The following is a 15,404-nucleotide window of genomic DNA, read 5'->3' as shown; positions in this document are numbered from 1 at the left end:
TCAGCGCTCCGCCATCGCTAAGGCCGCTTTGTCGTAGACGCCGCGCATAGCCGCTGTCTGCTTTGTCAGCCTAAACCTGCGGCTGCGTCGGATGGCTGCCTGGCCAAGCTCTCGCCGGAGCTCGGCATCGCTGGAGAGACGGTTGAGGCAGGCAGCGAGATCGTGCGGATCGCGCGCGTCAAAGAATATCGCGGCCCCGTCCCATAGTTCGCGATAGGTGGCGATATCGGAAAGCACCAGGGGCGTAGCCGACATGGCGGCTTCCAGCGCGGCCAGGCCGAATGGCTCGTAGAGCGATGGCGATACGAAAATACCCGCGCGAGCCATCAACGAACGCACCTCATCGGACGGCACTGCTCCCAGAGGAACAGCATGGCTGAAGCTGACATGCTCGCCGTTTGGGCCGTTCGTCGAACCGGCGGCAAACAGAGGCCATCGCGTCAGGGACGCCGCCTGATCGACCACCGCCGCATTTTTGCCCTCGTCCCACCAGCGGGCAGCGGCGAAGACGAGCGGTTGATGCTTTTCGGCCTTCGGCAGAGGACGGGCACCATTTCTGACCACACTCAAGCGCGCGATCGGGCCGTAGCAGGTCTCTAGCATGTCGGCGTGGCTGCGGCTCGGCGCGATGACCGCGTCGGCCCGATCCATGCCGCGTCTGTTGCGCTCCTTCTGCCAGGCCCATGCGCCATCCGCCGCCTGTCCTCTGACCGCATGGAACCAGGTCGTCACGCAGGAATGGGAGACCACCACGACCGGGCATGGCGCGTCGAATCCCGCTGCCTGCGAAGGCGCGTTGAAATGGACAAGGTCGATGGCGTGGTCGCGCATGGGCGCATGCAACTCCCGCGGCAGCGCGTCGAGATCACCGCCGTTGCGGGTCATCCAATCCGGCGGCGTGTTCAGCCAGATCAGCTTCGCGAAAGCCTCCGCCTCGTCGGCCTGCTGCCTGGACGGTGGCGGACCGAGGCCGGCAAGCACCACGCTATCGCCGCCGTTGACAAGTTCCCTGGCCAGGTCGAGCGCATAGCGCCACACGCCGCCCACGGCGTCGACCGTCATCAGGATGCGCCGCGAGCGCGGCGTCAGTGTCCGCAACATGTCGCCTCCAGTTCCGCCAGCGGACGCGGGCGCCTTTCCTGGATGTCGCTGAACTTCTGGAATGATGCGAGATAGTGATCATGGGCGCGCTCCCAGGCGAGGTCGTCGGGTTCGCCCCAAAGCTCGCGATAGCTTGGCGAACTCGGATATGGATAAAGCGGTACGGGTTCATTGGCCCACACGCCGTTGTCGATGAGGTGCGTTCGCCAGTAGTCCACAAGGGCAGGGTCATCCTCGACGACGCCGATCAGATTGGCCTGTACGAACGGAACGTGACGCCTGGCATTGACGAGCAGCGCGGCAAGTTCCTCGGTACCCAGCCGGCAGCGCTTCGCCAGCATCGCACGACCTTCCACGGTCAGGCTTTCGAGGCCGGCCTCGATGGAGACGCAGCCGGCCGCACCAAGCAGTTCCAGCAGCTCGGGCTTCCAAAGGTCGATGCGGGTCTGCACACCGAACTTCACGTCGCGATGGATCAACGCTTCCAGCAGCGCTTTTTGCGGCAGGAAGATTTCATCGATGAAATAAATGTAGCCGACCCCCTGGGCAATCAGCCCATCGATTTCCGCTATGACAGCCTCGTGGTTTCGGCGGCGATAGGCATCGCGGAAATCGATCTTGGCGCAGAAGCTGCAATTGTAGGGGCAGCCGCGCGATGCTTCGACCTCCGCGCCGAACCCAACCTGCTTGTCATCGAACCTGTGATGGTGATGCGAATGGGCTGCGATCCAGTCTGATGGCCATTGGAGTGGCGGATGATCGACAAACGAGCTGGCGTGGACGCCGCCGTTCAAAACCACCTTGGCGTCGCGCAGGTAAGCGGTCGAGGGGACCGCGCTCCAGTCGTCGCGCCGGGCAAGTTCCGCGACGATTTCCTCGCATTCGCCGCGCACAACAATGTCGACGCCAAGCTTGCGCAAGGTTGGCGCGGGCGTAGCCGAGCCATGCGGCCCGACCGCGACTGTGCGTCCACCGCGCCCGGCGAGACGGTTGAGGAAATCGGCCGGCACGCGCAACTCGGGTGGTGCGCAGCGCCAGAACAGATAAGTCGGGGCGGTACTGACGACCGTCATTGCAGGCGCGAAATCAGCCACACGCTCGGAGAGGTCCGAGTTGTCGAGCTTCTGCAATTGCCCATCCAGCATCAACACCTCATGGCCGGCTGTTTCGAGGAGGGATTTCGAATAGCCGAGTTCCAGCGGGAGATGTGGTTGGCGGCAGCCGAAATAAATGCTGTCGTCATAGGTCCAGAACGGGTTTACCAGGGCAATTTTCATGCGACGTACCTCACGACTTCGGGGCGAGGCTGGAGCCGGTGTTGTTGCAGCCAGTCTGCGAGATCGCGAATGCCTTCGCGCCATGAAACACGAGCTTTCCAGCCAAGCATCGCTTTGATCTTGCGGGTGTCGGCGACGAAGAAGGGCTGATCGCCGGTGCGTTCGTCATCATGGCGGATCGAAAGCTCATGGCCGGTCAAGCTACGGATCTCGCTCAACAGCATGCGCAGGCTGATCGCATTATCGGGGCCGCCGCCAAGATTGAATGCCTGGCCTTTGGTCGTCTCGATACGATCGAGCGTGGCCCTGTAGGCGGCGACCGCATCGGAGACATGCAGTATATCGCGCACTTGTCTGCCGTCGCCGTAAATGGTGATTGGACGTCCCGTCAGCGCACTCAGCAGGAAGTGCGCGACCCAGCCTTGATCCTCGGTTCCGAACTGGCGCGGCCCGTAGATGCAGCTCATCCGCAGCACCGCCGTGGGCATGCCGTAGGATTTGGCATAGTCGAGCACATATTGGTCCGCCGCGCCTTTGGAGCAGCCATAGGGCGTGCAGAAATCCAGGCCGTGGGTCTCGTCGATGCCATTCGCTTGGATGATGCCGTCGCAAGGCAGGTAACGATCGCCGTCCTCGCGCACCGCGACGTCGGGCAGGCTGCCATAGACCTTGTTGGTGCTGGCGAAGACCACCGGAACAAACTCACTGCTCAGCCGCGCCGCCTCGAGGACATTGAACGTTCCTCGAAGGTTGATGTCGAAATCCTCGTCCGGTTGGACCAGGCTCGTTGTGACGGCGGTTTGCGCGGCCAGGTGGAAGATCGCCTTGGAACTCTTCAGAACGGGCGCAAGCGCGTTGGCGTCGCGCACGTCAATCGTTTCGACCATGAGGCGGCTTCCGTGTTTCTGCGCCAGCCATTCAAGGTTCTGTTCGACGCCGGGGCGGCTGAGATTGTCGATCACCAGCACCGGCTCGCCATCCGACAACAGGCTGTCGGCCAGGTTCGATCCTATGAAGCCGCTGCCGCCGACAATGGCGACGGGCGCGTCGCGTCGATTGCGCGTATTCATGACACCAGCCCACGTTCTTCAAGCTCGCGTTTCATGTCGGCGCCGCGGTCGATGGCGGACGAGTTGCGCACCCAGGAAACGAAATCGGCGAGCGAATTCTCCAGTTGTTGCCTCGGCTCGAAACCGAGCAGCTCACGGGCCTTGGAAATATCGGCGAAGCAGTTGCGGATATCCCCGGAGCGCGCCTTGCCGAGCAACTCTGGCGAGCGGTCCGGCGTTCCCATGGCCTCGGCAAGTACCCGCGCGACGTCGCTGATAGCATAGGCTCGGCCGCTGCCGATGTTGATGACGTGACCCCTTGCCTGGCGTTGCTGCAGCGCAAGACGAAAGGCGCGGGCGACGTCATCCACATGGACGAAATCGCGTTTCTGTTCGCCATCCTCGAAGATCATTGGACGTTGGCCGTTGGCGAGACGCGAAGCAAAATTGGCCAACACGCCGGTATAGGGGTTCGATAACGCCTGGCCGGCGCCGAAGACGTTGAACAGGCGCAGCGCGACCGCATCGATGCCATAGGCTTCGCCGAAGATCAGCACGGCGCGTTCCTGGGCGTATTTCGTCAGTGCATAGATAGAGGCGAGATCGACCGGCTTTTCCTCGTCCGTCGGCAGGGGGGAGAGGGGTTCGCCTTCCGGCGACAGCGGATTCCACTGTCCGTTTTTGATGTCGCTCGCCTTGCGCCGGGCATTGTCGATGCGCCGGCCGTCCGATGTAGCATAGAGGCCCTCGCCATAGACACTCATCGATGAGGCGACGACAATGCGCTCGACCGGGTGTTTGATCAGCGCCTCAAGCAGCGTCGCGGTGCCGAGATCGTTGGTGCCGACATAGCGCGCGATCTCGTACATCGACTGTCCGACGCCGACTTCCGCGGCTAGATGAATGACCGCGTCAACGCCTTCCAGCGCCTTGGCGACCGCCTCCCGGTCCCGAATGTCGCCCTTGATCAGCTCGGCCCCGGCGGGAAGGGCGACTGTTTCGCCTGCGTGCACCTGCTCCAGCAGCACATCCAAAATGCGAACCGAATAATCCTGCTCGATGAGTTCCTGGGCGACATGCCGGCCGATGAAGCCGCAGCCCCCTGTAACCAATATCCGTTTCACGACCACTCCTCAGACAGGTAATCTTGGCGACCCGAACTTTTCGGCAAAAGGTTTGTTCCCTTGGCTTCAACAAAGTTCCTTTGGCCGGCTTCGTTCGGAAGCAGCCACATCGCGCTCGCCGCGCCGTGCCGGAACATTGCCGCCCTTGTGCTGTTAGGACGCCGGCAGCCCCGACGATGCCCGATGTTGGCAACGCCGATGATCAAAGGAGATTTCAATGTCCCAGTCGCAAACGACCACCAATCACGACGAAATCCGCAAATGGGCGGAGGAGCGGGATGGACGGCCGGCAGTGGTTCGCACCAAAGGCGCGGGCGGCATCCTGCGGATCGACTTCGGCAAACCCGAGGAAGCATTCGAGCCGGTCGAATGGGATGAGTTCTTCCGCATATTCGACGAGAACGATCTGGCCTTTCTTTACCAGTCCAAGACTGGTGACGGACAAACCAGCCGTTTCAACAAGTTCGTCGAGCGCAACCAGAAGGGCGAATGACGCACTTCGAGCCGGCCGATTTGCCTGACCTGGTTCTCGGGCAAATTTTTCTGGATGCGGTGGAACAATAGGGGCTCCGATCCTTCCGTCGCTGAACCACAGCCGCAGCAAGGATCGAAGGCCTTGGCCCTGAGCGCAGGAGGCGGCGGGGCTGGATAGGCGTCAAAAGCCGGAAACCCGCTACTCGTCCTGCCGTGAAACCAAAACGCCGCTCATCAGTCGTCCTGCTGCCTGCGGTGGCGGTGTTTTTCGATTTCCTCGGGCTCTTCATCGTCGATCCGCGTGATGTTCGAGGCATTGTGGTCTGATCGCAGGATCTCATCCAGTTTGGCGTGAATGGCCTGAGTGTCGCGGTGCTCGGCACGCTGGATGAACAGCGTCATGGCCCACGTAAACAAGGTAGCCGCTCCATGCCAGTCCAGGGTCTGTCGCTCGAAGATCATCCAAAGGATTGCGTAGACCAACAGGATCAGGAATGCCGCGGGGCGGGAGGTTAATGTGCCGATTGAGGTAAGCACGCCGGTGACGGGATGATTGGCCATGCGAAAGAACTCGCGGCAGTGACCGTGGTTCCCGACCGCAGTGCATCGCGCCGGCACGAGCCAGCTAGGCGCGACGGATGAATTCACGGCGCAGTGCTTGCCGATCGCAGCTACAACGATGACCACTCGATTGCCGGGCGCGCAATCATCAGCCAGAAAATGGCGAGCACGGCGCCGAAAGCTGGGAAGCCGAAGACAAACCAGCGTCTGAACAGCTGATGGTAGCGCTCGGGAGGAGGTTGGTTGGAGAGTGCGGCCTGTGTGGCTAGATTTCGCATCTCGATCTGCATCCACACGACAGGCAGCCAGAACAGGCCCGTTAAGATGTAGAGCAGGATCGAGAGAACGATCCATCCTTCGGACAGCGAATACCCCGCAACCCTAGCGAGGCCCAGTCCGGTCAGAGGTTGTGCGACAACGGCCGTAGCCGTGAACAGGAAATCAGCCAGCACGACAATTCGGGCGATGGCTGCGATCGTCGCGGCATTCCCGGTCCGGTGTGCCAAAAGCATGAAAAAAGCAATGCCGGCACCAGTTCCGAGCAGCACAGCAGCGCCGATCACGTGCAGGTATTTAAGCACGAAGTACATCATCAGCGTTCCTCCAGAATGGCCAGCGCTGCAAAATGCAGAACGAGGATCGGGAGGATTTTGATCAGCGGCCCGAGTGGCTCAAGCCAAAGATCCGGCCGCAGAATGCTCCCAGCGGTCGCATAGAAAAGCGATACCGCGATTGCGCCGAAAAGACCAAGCCGGCTGGTTGGGCGCCAGGCGACAAGCGCCCCGACGGCGATGTCAGCCAGCGCGCCGGCGACTACCGCCGGTTCGGCCAAGGGGCCGGCAGCAGTGCCAATCAGCAAGTCAACTCCGCTGCGCCAGCCGGCGGTGAGGGAAATGATGCCGGTCATGATCCAGAAGAGCGGCAAGACGACAAAGAGCGCCGGCTTGACGAAGTAAAGACCGGCGAACCATCGCTCCTGCACGGTCGCAGGATTTAGACGCAGTGCAGATGTAAGACCTGATGGTTGAATGCCGGTCGCCGTCATCCACGGCTGGGGATCGCCGACAGCGCCACGGGCAATCTCTTTTGCTGCATTGCTGCGCATGGGCGGGCGCCAGCCCAGCTGAGCCGCGGCATCCCCGAACCTGTACAAGATAGCTGCGGCCCAATTCGGCAAGATGAACTCCCGAGCACTGCTCCATCCGAACCAGCGGCGATAGCGACCCACGACCTCGCTCATCGAAAGTGCCTCGGGCCCAGCCAGGTCCAGCGTGAGGTGCGATGGGCTGCCGGGTTTGAGGAAGAACAGGACGGTGGAGATGACGTCATCGAGTTGGACGACTTGGAGATGGCCCGTGTCGGGCATCAACGGCAAGAGCGGCAACGCCGCGAGGCCGCGAAACAGTGCACTTGCGCCGAAGGCCGGCCTTCCCAGCACTACGGAGGGGCGCAGGATGACCCAGCTAAGGCTACGTGCCATCAGTGCTTCATCGCCGGCGAGCTTGCTGGCGGAAAAGGCGGACGGCTGCTGGCGATCGACCCCGATGGCAGAAAAGTGAATCACCTTGTTCACACCTGCTTGCTCACACGCGGTGAAGAGAGCCGAGGCGCCGGTAGAATGGACATGCCGGGTGTTTTCCCGGGCACTATCCTGGAGGACGCCGGCACAGTTTACGACGGCGTCCACACCGGCGAGATAGGGGATCCAGTCCTGAGGTCGCAAGGCCCGCGCCATATCCCGGGAAACGGTTTGGATCTCCGGGTGGACGCCAGTGTCTGCGTGGTGAAGCACGCGGACCACTTCATGACTCTCGCCGGCCAGGCGCGCGCAAAGCGCGGCTCCAATCAGACCTGACGCGCCGGTGACGAGAATTTTCATTCCTTCCTCCAGCCGTTCGCCAGCGCGTGCCCGTCCATCAACCCAGCGGCTGCGCCTGGGAGAACTCTAGCAAAGCCGAAGCCGGTAGTCTCACGCCGGGTGGAACAGGTTCCGGGCATCAACGCAGCCAAAGGTGAGCCGGTACGGTGCGTTCGCATCTGCAGGTCAACTTCGCCGGAAGTTCGTCGCCGGCTCGGCGCAATCGCGGAGGTCGTTATGAATGTGAGTTGCAGCCTTGGCGGCGTCTCCGAACGCAACAGCAATTTGATTGAGCCCCTCGGCCACGTCGCCAATGGCATAGAGTCCTGGCGTTGAAGTCTCAAGGTGTCGGTTGACCAGGACATAGCCTTCTGCGTCACAGTTAGCCCCCAGAGCAACCGCGAGTTCGGAGCGTACGTCGCTGCCCATCGAAGGGTACACCACATCGATGTTGCGCATCGGGGCGCCCTCGGCCATGACGACATCGAACCCGGTTCGTCGAGGGATCAGGTCATCGACCGCGTCCCAGATTTCAACTCCGCCTGCCAAGGCGGCGCCGCGGGCAGCTTCGGAAACATCATCCTGGTTATTGGCGAGCAAGGCGACCTGACTGCCATATCCCTTCAGGAACAGAGCCTCCCTGACGGCGAGATGCTCCGGACCAACAACGCCGATGCGGCTACCCCGGGCCTCATATGCATCGCAAACCGGGCACAGTCTGACAATGCCGGTTGCGATCGCCTCCTCCAGTCTTTCAATGGGAGGTGCCTTGTCCACAATGCCCGTTGCCAGAATCACGCGCCTTGCTTGGACAATCCCGCAGGTGGTCGTCAGAACAAAAAACCCCTCGCGTTTTTCGGCGTGGCCTACGCAACCATGGACAAGGCTCGCGCCGTATAGCTGTGCCTGGGCTCGTAGGCGGCCGAGCAGTTCTTCCCCGCTGATGCCGTCGGGGAAGCCGGGACAGTTGCGGGATTTTGGGATGAGCTTGGCACGCGCATGCCCCGCGTCGAGCGAGATCACCGAACGCAGAAACCTGGCTAAATACATGGCTGCAGCGAGCCCCGCGGGGCCGCCGCCGACGATGGCAACGTCAAAAACTAGTGCGCCCGAAAAGCTTGGTTCGCCCGAAAAGCTTGGCATCGGGCCTAACTTCAACTCAACGAGCTTGTTCCACAGGGTCGAAATGGACGCAATCAGGATGCACACTGCACAATAAGAGTGAACTCCAATCGAGTCGTGAAGAGAAAGGCCACTGCCTCATCAAGCCTGCAAAAACCTCGTGGCTCCCAACGCTGTGAGTACAGCACCACTGGGAAAGTGAACGCATCATGGAACTTCGGCTCACCGTCGCGCTTAGTTTGGCGAAAGGGTGGTCTGAGATGAGCGCGACCAGAGAGTTTTTTCAAAACTGGCTACAGGAGAATGTCGGCACACTTCCTGGTCGAGAGGAAGTCAGCGTCGCGGTGCTCGCTCAGCAATTCGAGCAGGATGCCGAGGTGGCTGGTTATGGGCGTGAAGTAAGGGAGGACGAACTCGGAAACATCGAAGATGCTATCGTGCAAGCGATCGAGAACGCCGGGTCCGGGGTGCAGAGCCCGAGCTCCGAAAAGAGCGATCCGGCACCTGTAATGGACGCGTTGGAGGTCGATGATGCCAAGAGCGGACCGTAGCCCCTGACACCTTCTTCTGTTCGCCTGAACAAGCCCCCGGACTGCCGTACGAGCCGAAAAACGGACCTTAGGTGCTTTCCCGTTAGTTCCATGCACCATCGAGGAACATTCCTGCCGCCACCGCGTTAGGAAAGTTCCTTCACACCCGGTGCGCCCGTGCTGACTGCTACCCTTCCAGGCGAATGGCTGACCCGGCATGATCAGGGTCACATCTCGCGGCGGGCCGCTCTTGCGGGTATTTGTTGCTGGCTATTGGGTGCTTCCGCTGAAGCCGCGCCACAGCCATCGCCGCTCGTGCGATTTGGCGTGCTGGGATTTGGCACCGCCGCCTGGGAAGTTGACGTCATGCGGCGACATGCGTTGGACGCTGTGCACGGCGTATCAATCGAGGCTCAGCGGCTTGCCGGGACCGAAGTCGGTAAGACCGCATTGCTGGCGGGCAGCGTCGACGTCATCGTTTCGGACTGGGTGTGGGTCATGCGCCAGCGCAGCGAAGGCGCTGATCTGGTATTCTATCCCTATTCTCGTGCCGTCGGCGCGCTGGAACTGCCGCAAGGCTCGTCCATTCGAACTCTTGCGGACCTCAAGGGCAAAAGGCTGGGGATCGCAGGTGGTCCGCTGGACAAAAGCTGGATCCTGTTGCGCGCGCTCGGCCTCCGTCAGGTGAAGCGCGATCTTGCTGAAGAGGTGGAGCCAGTGTTCGGCGCGCCGCCTTTGTTGGAGCAGGAATTTCTGGCGGGGCGACTGGATGCACTGCTGACGTTCTGGAATTTCGCCGCTCGTCTCGAGTCAGAGGGGGCAAGGCCTCTGCTCAGTGTCGCGCAAATCCTGCAGGGGCTTGGCGTATCCGTGGACTTGCCGATGCTCGGCTACGTCTTCCATGAAAGCTGGGCGCGGGCCAACCCGATAGCCCTCGCGCGATTCACGAGCGCGACCGCGGCAGCGAAGTCGCTGCTCGAGTCTTCGGACGACGAGTGGCGGGTGCTCGCGCCTCAATTGGGCACGGACGATCCTCACCTACAGGCGGCGTTACGCGCCGCCTATCGAGCCGGAATCCCTCGTCGTTTCGGCAAAGACGAACGTGATGGCGCGGCCCGGTTGTTTGCAATCCTGGCCAAATTGGGCGGCGAGGATCTGGTCGGCAAGGCGACGAGCCTCGATCCTGGTGTCTTCCGGGCCATACCGGCTTGAGCTCGCGCCAATGACCGATGTCCCAGCGTTCCCCATCACAATGCAGCGTTGGCAATCGGCTGCGGCATTGCTGACCATGGTGCTCGTCTGGCAGATTGCATCATGGATCGCCGCCGATCGGCTGTTTCCTGGTCCGGTCCAGGTTGTTTCGGTTCTCCTGCACGAAGCGGTTCGGGGCGAGCTGCCATACCATTTGGGCATCTCGCTTGCGCGCGTCGTGGCAAGCCTCGGGTCGGCAATACTCATCGGCGCGGCCCTTGGCTACGCGGCAGGCCGCTCGCACAGAGCCGACATATGGATGAGGCCTTGGATCGTCTTACTCCTCAACATGCCGGCGCTGATCACGGTCATTCTAATTTATATCTGGCTTGGTCTTGCCGAGACCGCGCTTGTCCTTGCGGTCGCGCTCAACAAGATCCCCAATGTCGTGGTGACTATTCGTGAAGGCGCCAGCCGGCTGGACAAGGACTTTGCCGAAATGGCTGAGCTCTATCGCTTCGGGCGTGCTGCAAAGCTGCAGCATGTCGTGCTGCCGCAATTGGCGCCGTTCTTTCTCGTCACCCTGCGCAGCGGGCTGGCATTGACGTGGAAGATCGTGTTGCTCGCCGAACTGCTCGGCCGCTCCAACGGCGTCGGGTTCCAGCTACAGGTCTATTTTCAGAACTTCGACGTCACCCACATCCTTGCCTATGCGATCAGCTTCGGCGTTGTGATGCTTGCCATAGAGTATGGACTGCTTGTGCCGTTGGAACGTCGTTTGTTCGCCTGGCGACGCTGATGCTGAGGATCAGGATCGAGGACAAGACTTTCCCCGGTGACGACGGCCAGCGCCGGACGATCTTTCGCGCGCTGTCGCTTGATATAGCCGACGGACAGGTCTGCGTCCTGACCGGCCCTTCCGGTGTCGGCAAGTCGACGCTGCTGTCGATCGTTTCGGGCGTCGACCGCGAATTTCGCGGCAGCGTGAGCGGACGACCGCTTCCGATAGGCATGCTGTTCCAGACACCGAGGCTGCTGCCCTGGCTCACCGCCTTGCGCAATGTAGAGATGGCCATCCCGGATCGCGCGCCCGATGCGGCCCGGTGGCTTGCCGCTGTCGGCCTGAAAGGCAATGAGAAGAGCTATCCGCAGCGACTCTCGGGCGGCATGGCGCGGCGCGTAGCGCTTGCCCGGGCGCTCGCCGTGGAGCCTGCGCTCCTGCTCCTCGACGAGCCATTCGCTTCACTCGACGAGGCGACCGCGCAAGCCATGCGCCGCCTGCTGCAGGATTGTTTCGCCAGTCGGCGGACTACCACGCTGCTGGTTACGCATGATCTCGCATATGCCTCGTCGCTGGGGGATCGGGTTATTGTTCTGGAGGGATCGCCTGCGCGCATCGTGCGCGATGTCGCAATCTCTGGTGGCGATGAAGCGGGATCGTCGCGGTTTGGGCTGGGGGCGACACAATGAGACTGTTGCTGGGCCTTCTCTTTCTTTTGCTGATCACAGGCCCTGGCGCCACCGAGCAACAGACGATGGTGATCGGGTATATCGGCCAGGAGCGCAAACCGGCTCTGCCCCTTGGACCCCTTGATGAAACCGTCACCGATGACGGCCTGCAAGGCGCACGGCTCGGCATTGCCGACGACGAAAGCACCGGCCGGTTTCTTGGGCAGAAATTTCGGCTGGAGGAAAGAATATTGAAACCAACCGAAACGCCGGACGACGCGGTAAGACAATTCGCCGATGCCGGCATCGCCTTTGTCGTCGCCGATCTCGACGCCAGTCAGCTTCTACAGGCCAGTGCCGCGCCCGGTGCCGAGCAGATGACGTTGCTCAACAGCCGGGCGCCGGACGACGTGCTTCGCCAACAGGACTGCCGTGGGAACGTGCTGCACACGATCCCGAGCCGCGCCATGCTCGCCGACGGGCTGGCGCAATATCTCGCCTGGAAGCGCTGGCAGCGTTGGTTCCTGCTTGTGGGGCCGCATCCGCAGGATCAGGCGATGGCTGCGGCCTTTCGACGGGCGGCGGCTCGCTTCGGAGCCGAGATCACGATCGACCAGCCGTGGACATTCAGGCCCGCCAACGGACGTGCCGATACAGGGCATGTCACGCTGCAGACCGAAATACCCGCGGTCACGCAGGTCAGCGACTATGATGTGCTCGTGGTCGCCGACGAGGCGGATGAATTCGGCGCCTATCTGGAGGGCCGCACTGCGCTGCCGAGAATCGTCGCCGGCACGCAAGGGCTGGTCACCACAGGCTGGAGCGCTGTCAGCGAGGAATGGGGCGCCACGCAACTGCAGGACCGTTTCCACAGGCAGGCAGGGCGCTGGATGTTGCCCAGCGACTACGCGGCCTGGCTCGCTGTGCGCAGTATCGGCGAAGCGGCGACGCGCCTGCACAGTCTCGATCCCGCGGCAATCGGCAGATATATACGCGGCGACGCGTTTCTTCTCGCTGGCTTCAAGGGGCAGGGGCTTAGTTTCCGTCCCTGGGACGGACAGATGCGCCAGCCCATTTTGATCGCCGGGCCTCGCCTCTTGATTTCCAGCTCACCGCAACCGGGCTTCCTGCATCAGCGCACGCCGCTCGACACGCTGGGCATCGACCTGGAGGAGAGCACATGCAAGTTCTGATGACGCTGTTGTTGGCGGCGTTCGCTCTTGCTGCTCCCGCCGCCGCCGAGACCATCTACGTTTCCAATGAGCAGGACAATACCGTCGCGGTCGTCGACGGCGTGACAATGACTTTGCTGGCGACGATCGATGTCGGCCGCCGTCCGCGCGGGCTGGCACTGTCGATCGACAACAAGATGCTGTTCGTCGCGGAAGGCGACGACAACCGCATCGACGTGGTCGACGTCGCGAAGCGGCGGGTCGTCGGCGAATTGCCTTCGGGAGCCGATCCGGAATTCTTCGCAGTCCATCCCGATGGCAAGCGGCTGTTCGTCGCCAACGAGAATGACAATCTGGTGTCGGTGGTGGACATCGCCGCGGCCAAGGTCATCGGCACCGTGGATGTCGGCGTCGAACCGGAAGGAATGGCGGCCAGCGCCGACGGCCGCTATGTCGCCTGCACTTCGGAGACCACCAGCATGGTGCATCTGATCGACGCAGGCACGCTTGAACTCGTCGACAATCTGCTGGTCGATACCCGGCCGCGCGCGGCTTTATTCTCGCCGGACGGTAAGCAATTCTGGGTGTCCTCGGAGATCCGGGGCACCGTCACCGTCTTCGACACGGCAACGCGCGTGCAGACCGGCAAAGTCGAGTTCGAGGTGCCGGGTATACGACGCGAGGGTGTGCAGGCGGTCGGCATGGCGACGTCCCGCGATGGCACGACCGTCTATGTGGCGCTCGGCCCCGCCAACAGGATTGCGGAAGTCGATGTTAAAACGCTGACGGTCCGTCGGCTCTACCTTGTTGGCCAACGACCCTGGCACGTTGCGCTCTCCGGCGACGAGAAGCGCCTGGTCAGCGCAAACGGGAATTCCGGCGATATTTCGTTTATCGATCTGGAAAACCAGGAGGTGGTGAAATCGCTGCCGGTGGGGCGGGGACCGTGGGGCGTCGTGATCGGGCCATGAACGCCTTGTCGGTCGAGAATCTGGGCCATAGTTTCGGAAACCGGCGGGTTCTCGACGGCGTCTCTTTCTCTGTGGCCCAAGGCAGGATGTGCATCTTGCTAGGCCGCAATGGCGCCGGCAAGACGACGTTGTTCTCGCTGATCACCGGTCTTTATCACGCCCGCTCCGGCTCGGTGCATGTCTTCGACCAGGCGATGGATGTCAACCCGTCCGCCGCGTTGGCGCAGATGGGGGTCGTCTTCCAGTTGCCGACCCTCGACCTCGATCTGACGGCCGGCGAGAACCTGCGTTACCACGCGGCCTTGCATGGGCTTAGCCAGGCCTTGAGCAAGGAGCGCTCCATCCACGAACTCGGCCGGCTGGACGTGCTGGACAGGATCGACGATCCTGCCCGAGCGCTTTCCGGGGGGCAGCGTCGCCGTGTCGAGATAGCACGCGCTCTGATGCATAGCCCACGCCTTTTGCTGCTGGATGAGCCGACCACCGGGCTCGACGTGCCGGGCCGCCGCGCGCTCGAGCGGCACGTGCGGGAGCTTTGCCGCGAGCGCGGCATTGCCGTTCTGTGGGCAACACATTTTCTGGAAGAACTAACGGCGAATGACGATGTGGTGGTGCTGCATCGAGGCACAATGCGGTGGGCCGGCCGCGCCGATCGGCTGGCTACCGATCTCGGTGTAGCGAGCACGGGCGAGGCCTTCGCGTCGCTGACGGAGTCCGAATGAAAACGTCTCACGCGGTGCGCGCGCTCAACGGCATCCTGCGCAGGGAGATGCTGCGCACGTTGCGGCAACGCGGCCGGCTGCTCTCGGCGATGGTACGGCCGCTGGTCTGGCTGGCAATCTTTGCCGCTGGCTTCCGCTCCGTTCTCGGTCTGTCGATCACGCCACCCTACCAGACCTATGTTCTCTATGACGTGTATGTGGTGCCCGGGCTAGCGGCCATGATGCTGCTCTTCCATGCCATGGCGAGTTCGCTGGCCATGGTCTACGATCGCGAGATGGGCAGCATGCGCTTGTTGCTGACCGCACCATTGCCGCGCTGGTACCTGCTTGCGGCGCGCCTGCTGGCCAGCGTGATCGTCGGCGTGCCGCTGGTCTATTTGTTTCTGTTGATCGCGCGTTTCTGGGATGTGCGGCCGCCCGTTCTCGGCTACGTCGCGGTATTTCCGGCGCTCGTGCTGGCGGGCCTGATGCTTGGCGCGTTCGGACTGCTTGTCTCCTCGGTTTCGACACAGATGGAGAACTTTGCCGGTGTCATGAATTTCGTCATCTTTCCGGTGTTCTTTGCCTCGACGGCGCTCTATCCGCTGTGGCGGCTTGCCGAGGCGGGACCGGTGCTGGCAACAATCGCCGCCTGGAACCCGTTCAGCTCGGCGGTCGAGCTGATACGCTTCGCGCTCTATCTGCGGTTCGATCCTGTCGCGGCGGTTGTGGTCCTTGGCTGCCTCATCGCCTTCTTCCTCGCGGCGGTCATCGGCTATGACCCCGGCCGCGGCTTGTGGTCCCGGCGCGGCGGCGAGGGATGA

The 15,404-nt window shown here is 62.2% G+C and carries 17 protein-coding genes; 9 read left to right on the top strand and 8 right to left on the bottom strand.

The window, feature by feature from the left end:
* Genes X757_RS158270 through X757_RS158285 form a run of 4 tightly spaced genes read right to left on the bottom strand, consistent with a single transcriptional unit; the run spans position 1 to position 4,551 of the window.
* Positions 1–1,101 (bottom strand): glycosyltransferase family 4 protein, encoded by a 1,101-nt coding sequence (locus X757_RS158270; RefSeq protein WP_023725528.1) that lies wholly within the window; start codon positions 1,099–1,101, stop codon positions 1–3.
* Positions 1,086–2,378, bottom strand: coding sequence for a TIGR04295 family B12-binding domain-containing radical SAM protein (locus X757_RS158275; protein WP_023725527.1), 1,293 nt, complete (start codon positions 2,376–2,378; stop codon positions 1,086–1,088). Before X757_RS158275 ends, X757_RS158270 begins: the two co-directional genes overlap by 16 nt.
* A complete protein-coding gene (locus tag X757_RS158280; RefSeq protein ID WP_023696367.1) occupies positions 2,375–3,448 on the bottom strand; it encodes a GDP-mannose 4,6-dehydratase in 1,074 nt (357 codons plus the stop codon). Before X757_RS158280 ends, X757_RS158275 begins: the two co-directional genes overlap by 4 nt.
* Complete coding sequence (locus tag X757_RS158285) at positions 3,445–4,551, bottom strand: NAD(P)-dependent oxidoreductase (protein ID WP_023681102.1); 1,107 nt, start codon at positions 4,549–4,551, stop codon at positions 3,445–3,447. Before X757_RS158285 ends, X757_RS158280 begins: the two co-directional genes overlap by 4 nt.
* Positions 4,552–4,768: 217 nt before the next feature.
* Between X757_RS158285 and X757_RS158290 the strand changes: the two genes are divergently transcribed.
* Complete coding sequence (locus X757_RS158290; protein WP_023667991.1) at positions 4,769–5,044, top strand: hypothetical protein; 276 nt, start codon at positions 4,769–4,771, stop codon at positions 5,042–5,044.
* A gap of 215 nt (positions 5,045–5,259) precedes the next feature.
* Here X757_RS158290 and X757_RS158295 read toward each other — a convergent pair whose 3' ends face one another.
* The 4 genes from X757_RS158295 to X757_RS158310 form a co-directional block, all read right to left on the bottom strand.
* Positions 5,260–5,586, bottom strand: coding sequence for a low affinity iron permease family protein (locus X757_RS158295; protein ID WP_023681103.1), 327 nt, complete (start codon positions 5,584–5,586; stop codon positions 5,260–5,262).
* A gap of 110 nt (positions 5,587–5,696) precedes the next feature.
* Positions 5,697–6,179, bottom strand: coding sequence for a DUF2269 domain-containing protein (locus X757_RS158300; protein ID WP_023687798.1), 483 nt, complete (start codon positions 6,177–6,179; stop codon positions 5,697–5,699).
* On the bottom strand, positions 6,179–7,465 hold the full coding sequence (locus X757_RS158305) for an SDR family oxidoreductase (RefSeq protein WP_023725526.1): 1,287 nt from the start codon (positions 7,463–7,465) through the stop codon (positions 6,179–6,181). The genes X757_RS158300 and X757_RS158305 overlap by 1 nt, the downstream gene beginning before the upstream one ends.
* A gap of 165 nt (positions 7,466–7,630) precedes the next feature.
* Positions 7,631–8,587 carry an NAD(P)/FAD-dependent oxidoreductase gene (locus tag X757_RS158310; protein ID WP_031196940.1) on the bottom strand — a complete coding sequence of 319 codons (957 nt, stop codon included), beginning with the start codon at positions 8,585–8,587 and terminating at the stop codon, positions 7,631–7,633.
* Between the two features lie 188 nt (positions 8,588–8,775).
* On the opposite strand from X757_RS158310, the gene X757_RS158315 reads away from it, so the two are divergent.
* The 8 genes from X757_RS158315 to X757_RS158350 all read left to right on the top strand — a co-directional run bounded on the left by X757_RS158315 (position 8,776) and on the right by X757_RS158350 (position 15,404).
* The gene (locus tag X757_RS158315) at positions 8,776–9,117 is read left to right on the top strand and encodes a DUF768 domain-containing protein (RefSeq protein ID WP_023696361.1); all 342 of its coding nucleotides are present in this window, start codon (positions 8,776–8,778) and stop codon (positions 9,115–9,117) included.
* A gap of 156 nt (positions 9,118–9,273) precedes the next feature.
* Entirely contained in the window at positions 9,274–10,308 is a 1,035-nt protein-coding gene (locus X757_RS158320; protein ID WP_031193032.1) for an ABC transporter substrate-binding protein, read from the top strand.
* Positions 10,309–10,384: 76 nt separating this feature from the next.
* Positions 10,385–11,086: an ABC transporter permease gene (locus X757_RS158325; RefSeq protein WP_245266097.1), complete on the top strand. Its 702-nt coding sequence runs from the start codon at positions 10,385–10,387 to the stop codon at positions 11,084–11,086.
* Positions 11,086–11,757 carry an ABC transporter ATP-binding protein gene (locus X757_RS158330; RefSeq protein ID WP_023829136.1) on the top strand — a complete coding sequence of 224 codons (672 nt, stop codon included), beginning with the start codon at positions 11,086–11,088 and terminating at the stop codon, positions 11,755–11,757. The genes X757_RS158325 and X757_RS158330 overlap by 1 nt, the downstream gene beginning before the upstream one ends.
* Positions 11,754–12,929: an ABC transporter substrate-binding protein gene (locus tag X757_RS158335; RefSeq protein ID WP_023725523.1), complete on the top strand. Its 1,176-nt coding sequence runs from the start codon at positions 11,754–11,756 to the stop codon at positions 12,927–12,929. Before X757_RS158330 ends, X757_RS158335 begins: the two co-directional genes overlap by 4 nt.
* Positions 12,917–13,879, top strand: a complete 963-nt coding sequence (locus X757_RS158340; RefSeq protein WP_023725522.1) for a PQQ-dependent catabolism-associated beta-propeller protein — start codon at positions 12,917–12,919, stop codon at positions 13,877–13,879. Before X757_RS158335 ends, X757_RS158340 begins: the two co-directional genes overlap by 13 nt.
* Entirely contained in the window at positions 13,876–14,601 is a 726-nt protein-coding gene (locus X757_RS158345; RefSeq protein ID WP_023725521.1) for an ABC transporter ATP-binding protein, read from the top strand. The genes X757_RS158340 and X757_RS158345 overlap by 4 nt, the downstream gene beginning before the upstream one ends.
* Positions 14,598–15,404, top strand: coding sequence for an ABC transporter permease (locus tag X757_RS158350; RefSeq protein WP_023713344.1), 807 nt, complete (start codon positions 14,598–14,600; stop codon positions 15,402–15,404). Before X757_RS158345 ends, X757_RS158350 begins: the two co-directional genes overlap by 4 nt.

Origin of the sequence: Mesorhizobium sp. LSHC412B00 (assembly GCF_000503035.1) — a bacterium.
GTDB lineage: Bacteria > Pseudomonadota > Alphaproteobacteria > Rhizobiales > Rhizobiaceae > Mesorhizobium.
Note: the sequence above shows the minus strand (reverse complement) of the source record. Positions and strands in the feature narration are given on the sequence as shown.